9 protein-coding genes and 1 riboswitch are annotated in these 10,841 nt (G+C 68.0%); of the genes, 2 read left to right on the top strand and 7 right to left on the bottom strand.

The annotated features are described in order from the left end of the window. Positions 1 to 2: 2 nt before the first annotated feature. From N2605_RS12050 to N2605_RS12030, 5 genes are read right to left on the bottom strand one after another with little or no spacing between them, the layout of a single operon-like run. A complete protein-coding gene (locus N2605_RS12050) occupies positions 3 to 632 on the bottom strand; it encodes a precorrin-8X methylmutase (RefSeq protein WP_036005374.1) in 630 nt (209 codons plus the stop codon). Beyond that, positions 632 to 1,795, bottom strand: a complete 1,164-nt coding sequence (gene cobG / locus N2605_RS12045) for a precorrin-3B synthase (RefSeq protein ID WP_225128907.1) — start codon at positions 1,793 to 1,795, stop codon at positions 632 to 634. The genes N2605_RS12050 and cobG overlap by 1 nt, the downstream gene beginning before the upstream one ends. Continuing rightward, positions 1,792 to 5,037: a cobaltochelatase subunit CobN gene (gene cobN / locus N2605_RS12040; RefSeq protein ID WP_260346635.1), complete on the bottom strand. Its 3,246-nt coding sequence runs from the start codon at positions 5,035 to 5,037 to the stop codon at positions 1,792 to 1,794. Before cobN ends, cobG begins: the two co-directional genes overlap by 4 nt. After that, positions 5,037 to 6,086, bottom strand: coding sequence for a cobalamin biosynthesis protein CobW (gene cobW, locus N2605_RS12035; protein WP_225145930.1), 1,050 nt, complete (start codon positions 6,084 to 6,086; stop codon positions 5,037 to 5,039). The genes cobN and cobW overlap by 1 nt, the downstream gene beginning before the upstream one ends. Continuing rightward, a complete protein-coding gene (locus N2605_RS12030) occupies positions 6,083 to 6,457 on the bottom strand; it encodes a DUF1636 family protein (RefSeq protein WP_036005458.1) in 375 nt (124 codons plus the stop codon). The genes cobW and N2605_RS12030 overlap by 4 nt, the downstream gene beginning before the upstream one ends. Before the next feature lie 94 nt (positions 6,458 to 6,551). Then, a riboswitch (cobalamin riboswitch) is annotated at positions 6,552 to 6,773 on the bottom strand. Positions 6,774 to 6,813: 40 nt separating this feature from the next. Here N2605_RS12030 and cobO point away from each other — a divergent pair. Beyond that, entirely contained in the window at positions 6,814 to 7,449 is a 636-nt protein-coding gene (gene cobO, locus N2605_RS12025; RefSeq protein WP_036023503.1) for a cob(I)yrinic acid a,c-diamide adenosyltransferase, read from the top strand. 7 nt (positions 7,450 to 7,456) lie between these two features. After that, entirely contained in the window at positions 7,457 to 8,905 is a 1,449-nt protein-coding gene (locus N2605_RS12020) for a cobyric acid synthase (protein ID WP_225145931.1), read from the top strand. Here N2605_RS12020 and cobD read toward each other — a convergent pair. Both cobD and cbiB read right to left on the bottom strand, forming a co-directional pair. Further along, entirely contained in the window at positions 8,894 to 9,859 is a 966-nt protein-coding gene (gene cobD / locus N2605_RS12015; RefSeq protein ID WP_225145932.1) for a threonine-phosphate decarboxylase CobD, read from the bottom strand. The genes N2605_RS12020 and cobD overlap by 12 nt on opposite strands. A gap of 11 nt (positions 9,860 to 9,870) precedes the next feature. After that, positions 9,871 to 10,812, bottom strand: a complete 942-nt coding sequence (gene cbiB, locus N2605_RS12010; protein WP_225145933.1) for an adenosylcobinamide-phosphate synthase CbiB — start codon at positions 10,810 to 10,812, stop codon at positions 9,871 to 9,873. Between the last annotated feature and the right edge of the window lie 29 nt (positions 10,813 to 10,841).

The raw sequence follows: 10,841 nt of genomic DNA, 5'->3' as shown, positions 1-10,841 counted from the left end.
GGCTATTCGCTCCGGCTTGCCAGCGCGTTCACGGCAGCAACCGTGATGGCGGAGCCGCCGAGGCGGCCTTCGACGGTGAGCGCCGGTGCCGGCGGATCGGCCATCAGCGCGGCCTTGGATTCGGCCGCGCCGACGAAGCCGACCGGACAGCCGATGATCGCAGCCGGCCGCGGGCAGTCGCGATCCTCCAGCATGTTGAGCAGATGAAACAGCGCGGTCGGTGCATTGCCGATCGCGATGATCGCGCCATCAAGATGCGGCCGCCACAGCTCCAGGGCCGCGGCCGAGCGCGTGTTGCGCATAGACTGCGCCAGCGCGGGCACGGCGGGATCGCCGAGCGTGCAGATCACGGCATTGGCCGCGGGCAACCTCGCGCGCGTAATGCCTTCGGAGACCATGCGCGCGTCGCACAGGATCGGCGCGCCCTTCTGCAAGGCCGCGCGCGCGGCAATCGCCATATCAGGGGTGAAACGGATATGCGCCTCGAGGCCGACCATGCCGGCGGCATGGATCATCCGCACCACCACCTGCTCCTCGTCCGACGTGAAGCGCGCGAGATCGGCCTCGGCCCGGATGGTGGCAAAGGATTGCCGGTAGATCACAGCGCCGTCGGTCTCGTAGGTGTGCGGCATCAGTTCCCTCCGACCAGGATGGAGGGATCGCTGACGATGTCGGCGCCGTTCAGCCCGCGCAGGACCGGCGCGTCGCGGGTCGAGCCGTCGCGGACGAGATCGAACCCGGCGCGCGTCGCAATCAGGGTAACCGCAGCCGCGCCGGAATGGGCGCAGCCCTTGCCGCAGCCGGAGACGTGGAGTCGCGCGTCGGCGGGGATGCGCGGCGCCAGCGCCGCGGCCAGCGCGCGCGTATCGGCATGGGCCTCGCGGCAGCGCGGCGCGCCGCTGCAGGCGATGACGCGCAGCGCCGGATCATGGGGCCTGGTGATGAGCCCCGCCGCGCTCGGCATCTCGCGCTTGCCCTCGCTCAGCACCATCCGCCAGGGCGTCATGCGCAGCGCATGGCCGCAAGCAGAGAATTGATGCAGCGTCGCGTGCAGCATCTGCCCGAACGCCACCCCGACCATTGCGCCTTGCGGATAGTGCCCGGGACGCACCGCGGCCATCACCGGCGCAGGCTCGGTCTCGCCGCGCAAGGATTGAGGCAACACGGCGCCGGATGCGATGTGGGCTGCCATGCGCCCTCGCCCGCCGTTTGCACCGCCGGAGATGATGAACCAGCTTGCGAGCGCCAGCGCCGCGCTCACCGCCTGTCCGCGTTCAACGGAACGACCGAGCTTGGCGCCATCGGCCCGCACCAGGAGACCGCCCGAGCGGTCGCGCTCGATGCGGATGTCGGCGGAATCGCCGGCGAGAACACGCGACCGCCCGTCATCGATGGCGAAGCCGAACTTGGTGGGAAGCGCCAGGCCAGAATCGGCAAGCGCCTCCTCGAGCTCCGCGGCGAGCGACTGCGTTTCGTCGCCGTTGCTCCAGAACGGCGTCACCAGGATGTTGCGCCTGGCTTCGATGTCGGCGTCGGGATCGAGCAGCGCCAGTTGCGCCAGACCATCGAGCAACGGCCGATGGCCGTCCTCCTGAACGCCCCTGATCTGCAGATTGGCCCGGCTCGTGACGTCGATTAGACCGTTGCCGAAGCGCTCGGCGAGTTCCGCAAGCCCGGAGATTTGTGGTGCTTCAAGGCGTCCCCCGAACGGACGCACGCGCACCACGAGCCCGTCGCCCGATTGCATCGGGCGCAGCGCGCCGGGACACCAACCCTTGACCGTGGTCGCGCTCATGAGGCCTCCCGCAGCGCCGCTGCAATCGAATTGCGGCGGGTTCGCCAGAGCGAGGCTTCGCGCAGGCGCGTGAAGCAGGTTTCCATCGCGGCGAGTGCGGACGGATTTTCGTGCGCCATGAAGGCGCGGACGTCGTCGTTGCCGAGTGTCGCGTCGTAATAGAGGTCGAACAGATGCGGCGGCACCGCGCCGGCGAGATGCGCGAAGGCGGCCATGTGCTCCAGCGTCGCGGTGATCTCGGCGGCGCCGCGGAAACCGTGGCGCATCATGCCGGAGATCCAGGCCGGATTGGCCGCCCGTGCGCGAACGACGCGCGAGATCTCTTCCGTCAGCGTGCGCGCATGCGGCTCGCCGGGCCGCGTCGCATCGAGGTGATAGAGCGACGGCACGCCTGCGCCGAGGTTCGCGGCTGCCGCGGCGATGCCTGCCTCATGCGCGGCATAGTCGGCGGCCAGCAGCAGATCGGTTTCGGGCAAGTCCTGGACATGGACAAAAGCATCGGCGGACGCGAGACGCTGTTCGATACCAGCGCGATCCGGCTGCATCGCGCCATCGGCAGAGAACGCCCAGGACGATGCCGACAGCCACGCTTCGCCTGCGGCCTCGCGCGTGTCCGGCGTGAAGGCATCCGGGATAGCCGAGAGGCCGACGCCGTATTGTCCCGGCCGCGGCGCGAACACGCGGGACGCACGCTGGCGATAGGGATTCTCATCGCCCTCGTCCTCGCGCGCGGCGAGCGCCTCGGCGGCGGCTTCGAACAATTGCCCGAGCCCCGCGAAGACGTCGCGGAACAGGCCGGATACCCGCAGGGTGACGTCGATGCGCGGACGGCCGAGCTCGGCCGGCGCGATGATGTCATAACCGGTGACACGGCCGGAAGCGTGATCCCAGCGCGGCGCAAGGCCCGCCAGATGCAGCGCCATCGCAAACTCTTCGCCTGCGGTGCGCATGGTCGCCGACCCCCAGAGATCGATGACGAGGCCCTTCGGCCAGTCGCCGTGATCCTGCAAGTGACGGCGCAGCAGCTCTTCGGCGAGTTTTATCCCCTGCGCATGCGCCGACGGTGTCGGCACCGCACGCGGGTCGACGGCGAAGAGATTGCGCCCGGTCGGCAGCACATCCTGACGCCCGCGATACGGGGAGCCCGACGGCCCGGGGGCAACGCGTTTTCCGGCGAGCGCGGAACGCAATGCATCGCGTTCCGCATCGGCACAAGCGCCGCGGCCGAACACGTGCAGGCCGTCGCCGAACTGGCTCTCCTTGAGATCGCAGACGAAGCGGTCGATTCGCGGGATGGCTTCGGCTGGTGCTGCCGAGGCATCGAGGCCGAGATCGTCTTCGAGGCCCGCCACTCGCGCCTCGTCGCGGATCGCCGCGATCAGGCGTTGGCGACGGGCGGGATCGAGGCCGTCAGCGGTCGAATACTCATCGAGCAACCGTTCCAGCCGACGTAGACCTTCCGGCACCGCGGATGTCTCAAGCGGCGGCGGCAGATGACCGATCGTGACCGCGCCGATGCGCCGCTTGGCCTGCGCGGCCTCGCCGGGATCGTTGACGATGAAGGGATAAATGACGGGCAGGTCGCCGATCAGCGCTTCCGGCCAGCACGCTTGCGACAGCGCCACGGATTTTCCGGGCAGCCATTCCAGCGTGCCGTGCGCGCCCATGTGCACGGCGGCATCACAGCCTTGCTGCCGGAGCCAGAGATAGAACGCGACATAGGCGTGGCGCGGCGTGCGGGCGAGATCGTGATAATCGGCATCGCGCGAGGCCGCATCGCCGCGCTCGGGCTGGACTGCGATGATCGACCGGCCGCATTGGATCGCAGCGAAGTAGAACGCGCCGTCGCGGCAGCTCGGATCGTTCTCCGGTGCGCCCCAGGCCTGCACGAGATCGTGCTGCAAGGATTGCGGCAGGCGCGCCAGCCCCGTGCGATATTCGGCGACGCCCCAGGTCAAGCTCTGCTTCAATAGTTTTGCGCCGAGCGCATCGACCGGCGCAACGTCGAAGCCGACCTCCGCGAGATCGGAGATCAACGCCTCGACCGACGCCAGCGCGTCGAGCCCGACGGCGTGCGCGATCTGATGCGGCCGGCCCGGATAGTTCGAGAGCACGATCGCCAGCCGCTTCTCGCCGGCGGGCTTCTCCGCGAGGCGACGCCAAGCCGCGACGCGCGTGGCAACGGCGTTGACGCGCTCTTCGTCGGGCCTGTGCGCTAGATGCGCGAATTGCAGATCGGGATCGCGCTGACCGGCCGATTTGAAACTCACCACGCCTGCGAACAGGCGGCCGTCGACCTCCGGCAGCACGACATGCATCGCGAGATCGCCGGGCGACAGGCCACGCAGTGATTCCGCCCAATCTTCGCGCCGCGCCGTCGAGAGCGCGACCTGGAACACCGGACAGGACGCGGCATCGAACGGCGTCGTGCCGTCATCGCCAAGGGCCGAGAACGCCGTCGCATTGACGATCGCCGCCGCAGGATGTTGCGCCAGATGCGCGCGCAGCCAGTCGGCAACGCCCGGCGCCTTCAGCGAGGTGACGAACACGCCGTAGGCGTCAAATCCCTTCTCGCGCAGCGCCGCAATCAAGGCGTCGACCGGCCCCGTATCGGCGGCCGTGAGATAGGAGCGATAGAACGTCACGAGTGCGCGCGGCTTGCCCTCGCCAACTGGCGCGGCAATGACACCGCGCGCGGGATCATAGAATCCCATCTCGGGCACGGTCATCTCGCCGATGACCGGGCCGGCATAAAGGCCTGAGGCCAGCGCGAGCTGCGCGATCGCGGCTTGCGCGGCGACCGGACCACCGGTGTCGCAGAGCACCTTGAGCCGCCGCAGCGTCGAGACCGGCAGGGTCGAGTACGCATCCAGCCGCGCGTCGTCGCGGCCGTCCGCCGGCAGCACGGCGAGCACGATGTTGCGCTCTTGCGCGAGTTGCTGGAGCGCCGCAAGCCCGTACGCCCAATAGGATTCCCCGCCGATCAGGCGCACCATTATGCCGCGGGCCTGCGACAGCGTGCGCTCGATATAGGTGTCGACCGACAGCGGATGCCGCAGCTCCGCGAGATTGGCCAGCCGCAGCGACGGCAGGCTGCCCCGACCGCGGCGCCAGCCGGCCGCAAACGCGGCCAAATCGGAATCCGAATACGAGAGCACCACGAGATCGGCCGGGTCCTGGCCGATGTCTCTTGGCGTCGCGGTCTCCTCGAGACCGCGGCTCTCGCGGAAGACGACGTGCATCAGATACCAAGTCCTGAAAGACCAAGTCCTGCCTTGATGGCGGCCTCGTCGATATCGCCATGCTCGCCGATCACGACGAGCTTCGACTGTCTGAGACCCGCGCCCCAGGGCTTGTCGAACTGATGGCGCACCCGCTCGCCGACCGCCTGCAACAACAGGCGCATCGGCTTGCCAGCGACCGCGATGTACCCCTTCGCCCGCAGCACGTTCTGCTCGCGCGCCAGTTTCTGGACCGATGCGACCAGCGCGTCGATGTCGGCGACCTCCGGAAGGTCAATCACGACCGAGGCAAAATCATCGTGCTCGTGCTCCTCCTCGCCGTCATGATGCGATGGCCGCGCGGCGAGATCATTCTCGGCGGCCGCACCGAGGCCGAGGATGACGCGCGCGTCGATCGCGCCATCGGTGACCGGCAGCATCGGCACGCGGCGCGGCATCTCGGCTGTGATCGCCGCCTTTGCGGCTTCGATTCCGGCTGCGCCCGCAAGGTCGGCCTTGGTCAGCAGCACGATGTCGGCGCAGGCGATCTGGTCCTCGAACACTTCTGACAGCGGCGTCTCGTGATCGAGATTGTCGTCCGCCGCGCGCTGCGCTTCCACCGCAGCCGGATCCGGCGCGAAGCGGCCGGCCGCGACGGCCTCGGCGTCGGCCAGCGCGATCACGCCGTCGACCGTGATGCGCGAGCGGATCTCCGGCCAGTCGAACGCCTTCAGCAGCGGCTTTGGCAGCGCCAGGCCCGAGGTCTCGATCAGGATGTGATCGGGCCGCACCGGGCGCGCCAAGAGTTGCTCCATGGTCGGAATGAAATCGTCGGCGACGGTGCAGCAGATGCAGCCATTGGCGAGCTCGACGATGTTCTCCTCCGGGCAGTTCGCATCGGCGCAGGACCTCAGGATCTCGCCGTCGACGCCTTCGCTGCCGAACTCGTTGACGAGCACGGCGAGCTTCTTGCCGCCGGCATTGCTGAGCAGATGCTGGATCAGCGTCGTCTTGCCGGAGCCCAGGAAACCCGTGACGACCGTAACCGGGACTTTTGCGAGCGAGTTCATTCAGCGGCCTCCGGCACGACGGTAACAGGGGGAATACGGGCAAGCGACTGCTTGCGGAAGATTTCGGGACGGCTGCGCCAGGGCACGATTCCGTCGGGCGCCGCCGCGTAGGCCGCAGCACCTGCGACCACGTCCTGCGCATTCGCATCGGAGAGGCGGCCATAGACATAGGACCAGCGGCCGGGCGCGCTGAGCGCGACCGAGCAGCCCTGGCTGCACGCCGACAGGCATTCGACGGGAACCACGCTGACGCCCTCGGGCACGCCGGCCTCGAGGATCGCGCCATGCAGGCGCTTGCCGGGCGTCGTCTCGCCCTCGCCGAGCGTCTGGCCGGCGCGGCAGGTGATGCAGACATGAAGTGTGACGGTCATCGCCTCTTCCAGATAACAGCGGGAGGCGATGAGGCGCACGGACCATTCTCCAGAAAGGCCCGCTTCCCCGTCGCGGAACACCCCGTCCGCCGGTCCAAAACTCGTCGCGCTGGCAGGTCTCCCGGCTTGCGGAGCAGGGTTTTGGCCCTTCGATCCCCGCCTTCCCGATTCCAAAAGGAATCAGTGGCTTCGGGCATCTCTCCGGTCACGGTCGCGGGGGCGGCTGCAGTTTGGACCCAAATCTTTGCGGATTCGGACCCTATCGCATTCCCTCTTCGCCTGTCATAGGACAGGAACCAACGCCAGGCCACCATTTGCCGGTGGCCGCCACTTGTCAAGCCGAAGGACCGGGACCGATGACGCCTGAACCGGAAACCCACACGACCGAGGAAACCGACGCCCGCCACGCCGCCAAAATGGCGAAGAAGAAGGCCGCTCGCGACAAGATCATGGCGACCAAGAGCGGCGAAAAGGGCCTGATCATCGTCCATACCGGCGCGGGCAAGGGCAAATCCTCCTCGGCTTTCGGCATGATCGTCCGCTGCGTCGCGCATGGCTTCCCTTGTGCGGTGGTGCAATTCATCAAGGGTGCCTGGGATACGGGCGAACGGCGCCTGCTCACCGGCCATTTCGGCGAACTCTGTCAGTTCCACGCGATGGGCGAAGGCTTCACCTGGGAGACGCAGGACCGTGCCCGCGACATCGCTGCAGCGCGCGCCGGTTGGGAGAAGGCCAAGGAGCTGATCCTCGACGAGCGGCTGCGCATGGTCGTGCTCGACGAGATCAACATCGCGCTGCGCTACGACTATCTCGACATCGCCGAAGTCGTCGAATTCCTGACGACGCAAAAGCCTGCGATGACGCATGTCGTGCTCACCGGTCGCAACGCCAAGGACGAGCTGATCGAGATCGCCGACCTCGTCACCGAGATGACGCTGGTCAAGCATCCGTTCCGTTCCGGCATCAAGGCGCAGGCCGGCGTCGAGTTTTGAAGGCACGATGGCACCTGCGTTGATGATTCAGGGGGCCGGCTCGGACGTGGGCAAGTCGCTCATCGTCGCCGGCCTCGCGCGCGCCTTTACGCGCCGTGGTCTGCGCGTGCTGCCGTTCAAGCCGCAGAACATGTCGAACAACGCCGCGGTCACCGTCGATGGCGGTGAGATCGGCCGCGCCCAGGCGCTGCAGGCCCTCGCCGCCGGTGTCGAGCCGCACACCGACATGAACCCGGTGCTGCTCAAGCCCGAGACCGATGTCGGCGCGCAGGTCGTCGTCCACGGCAAGCGCATCGCGACCGCACGCGCGCGCGACTACGCGGCGATGAAGCCGTCGCTGATGGGCGCGGTGCTGGAGAGCTTTGAACGGCTGAAGGCGCGGGCCGATCTGGTGCTGGTCGAAGGCGCCGGCAGTCCGGCCGAGGTGAATTTGCGCAAGTCCGACATCGCCAATATGGGCTTTGCCCGCAAGGCGAATGTGCCGGTCGTGCTGGTCGGCGACATCGACCGTGGCGGTGTCATCGCCCAGCTGGTCGGCATCAGGACGGTGATCGACCCCGACGATGCCGCGATGATCTCTGGCTTCGTCATCAACAAGTTCCGCGGCGATCCCACGCTGTTCGACGACGGCTACAGGCTGATCGAGCAAAAGACTGCATGGCGCGGCCTCGGCGTGCTGCCCTGGTTCCCGCGTGCCGGCGAGCTGCCGGCCGAAGACGCGCTCGGCCTGCGCGATGCGCGCAAGCCGGGCCAATGCAAGATCGCCTGCCTGGCGCTATCGCGCATCGCCAATTTCGACGATCTCGATCCTCTCAAGCTCGAGCCGGGCGTCGATCTCGTGATGGTGCGCCCGGGCGAGGCGATCCCGGGCGACGTGCGCCTCGTCATCATCCCTGGCTCAAAATCCACCCGCGGCGACCTCGCCTTCCTGCGCGCGCAGGGCTGGGACATCGACCTGCTCGCGCACCACCGCCGCGGCGGCCACGTGCTCGGCCTCTGCGGCGGCTATCAGATGCTGGGGCGCAGCGTCGCAGACCCCGAAGGCATCGAGGGGCCTGCGGGCGACACGCCGGGCCTCGGGCTTCTCGATGTCGAGACGGTGATGAGCCCGCAGAAAACGCTGACACGTGTTGCGGCCGTGCATGCGGCGACGGATCAGCCGATCCAGGCTTACGAGATCCATATCGGCCACACCGACGGCCCGGATCGCGCCCGCCCCTTCGCCAAGCTGGACGGCGAGGCAGAAGGCGCGATCTCCAGGGACGGCCGTGTGCAGGGCAGCTATCTGCACGGCCTGTTCACGTCGGATGATTTCCGCAAGGCCTACCTCGCCAAACTCGACATTCCCGCAGGCGACGAGCCCTATCACGCCAGCGTCGAAAGCGCGCTCGAGGCGCTGGCCGATCACATCGAAAAGCATCTCGACGTCGAAGGCCTGCTCGCGCTAGCGCGCTAGGGCCTCGGCAAGGCGCGTCCATTCGGCTTCGCTGCCGGGGAGCCCGAGGCGCAGCCATGTCGGCTGTTGCGCGAACACGCGGGACCAGATGTGGCTGCGCGCGAGCCTCTCCTGCGCAGCCACCGCGTCGCCCGTTTCGTACAAGCGAAACAGCGGTGTGCCGCCGATGAGCCGCCAGCTTCGCGAATGCGCCATTGCATCGAGGCGAACACAGTCGCGCGCGAGCCGCGCCGACGTCGCCTCGGCCCAAGTCTGATCGCGCAAGGCACGACAGCCGATTTCGATCGCCGCGCCCGAAACAGGCCATGGACCCGACACGGCGGCAAGCTTGTCGATGTCGGCGGCATGACCGATGGCGAAGCCGAGCCGCAGGCCGGCCAACCCATAAAACTTTCCGAAGGAACGCAGGATCAACAGTCCTGGTCGATCCGCGTCCAGTGCAAGCGACAGCTGCGGATCGGGATCGGCAAAGCTCTCATCTACAACGAGACGGCCGACGCGCGGCAACAGCGCGAGCAGATCCTTGCGCGAATGGCACCGCCCGTCGGGATTGTTGGGATTAACGACGATGGCGAGGTCTGCACCCGCCAGCGCATCGAACTCCGTAATCTCGTGGACATCCAAGCCGGCGGCCGACAGGACGCCGGCGTATTCATTGTAGGTCGGCGCGAGGATGCGCGCCCGCCCCGGCGCCGCGAGTTGCGGCAGCAATTGAATGGCGGCCTGAGCACCGCCCATCGCAACGATCGGTGCGCTCGTGCGGTAGCCGTGCCGCGCCGCCTGATGCAATGCCTCGATCTCGGAGCGTGACGGCAGCGCGCTCCACGCGCGTGCGCTTACCTCGCCCACGGGATAGGGCACCCGGTTGATCCCGGTCGACAGATCGATCCAATCCTCTGCGCGTCCGCCGAAACGCCGCTGGGCCAGATCGAGATTTCCACCGTGCTCGCGCATGCCCCGTTGTTTCACGCGAAAGCCAGGATCGCAAGCACGCCGGCGACCAGCAGCATGGCGCGACGATAGACTGTCAGCGCCTCGGTGATATCGGCGGCGCGCGGATCGCGCGCACCCTCGTTCAGCCAGGGCTCGTTGGTCGCGTTGCCGTGATAGATGCGGGGGCCGCTGAGCCGCACGCCGAGTCCGCCCGCCATCGCCGCTTCCGGCCAGCCGGCATTGGGCGAGCGATGCCGGCGCGCATCGCGCGTCATGCACGCCAATGCCTCCGACCGTTGCGGTGCCAGCAGCACGAACAGAAATCCGGTCAGCCGCGCCGGGATGAAATTGGCGACATCGTCGATGCGCGCTGCCGCCCAGCCAAAGGCTTCGTGTCGTTCGCTGCGGTGGCCGATCATGGAGTCCAGCGTGTTGATCGCCTTGTAGGCGAGGATACCGGGCAAGCCCAACAGCGCGCCCCAGAACACCGGCGCGACGATGCCGTCGGAGGTGTTTTCGGCAAGACTCTCGATTGCCGCGCGCGCAATGCCGGCCTCATCGAGGCTTGCGGGATCGCGGCCGACGATGCGCGAGACCGCGTCGCGCGCCGCGGCAACGTCGCCGGCCAGCAAGGGCGTGGCGACGGCAGCCACATGATCATGCAGCGAGCGCAGCGCGACCAATGGCCAGGCCAGGATGCCAATCAGCACGATCTGGATCCAGCCCGAAGGAAGCAGTGATTGCAGCGCCCAGCCGAGCGCCGCGGAGAGCGCGATCACCGCAAGCGCGCCGGCGACGCCCGCGGCTCGGCGCAACGCCGGCGGATCGGACGCGCGATTCAAGGCGGTGTCGATGCCGGCAATCAGCCCGCCCAGCCAGGTGACGGGATGCCCGATCCGCGCGAACAGCCACGCCGGCCAGCCCAGAAGGGCATCCACCGCCATCGCCACCACCATCGCGCCCGCAAAGTCCACATCCAGCTCCTGTCCCGCCCCTGTTGCGC

It is taken from the genome of Bradyrhizobium yuanmingense, from assembly GCF_025200905.1.
In the GTDB taxonomy this organism is placed as follows: domain Bacteria; phylum Pseudomonadota; class Alphaproteobacteria; order Rhizobiales; family Xanthobacteraceae; genus Bradyrhizobium; species Bradyrhizobium yuanmingense.
This window is presented reverse-complemented; position numbering and strand designations above follow the sequence as displayed.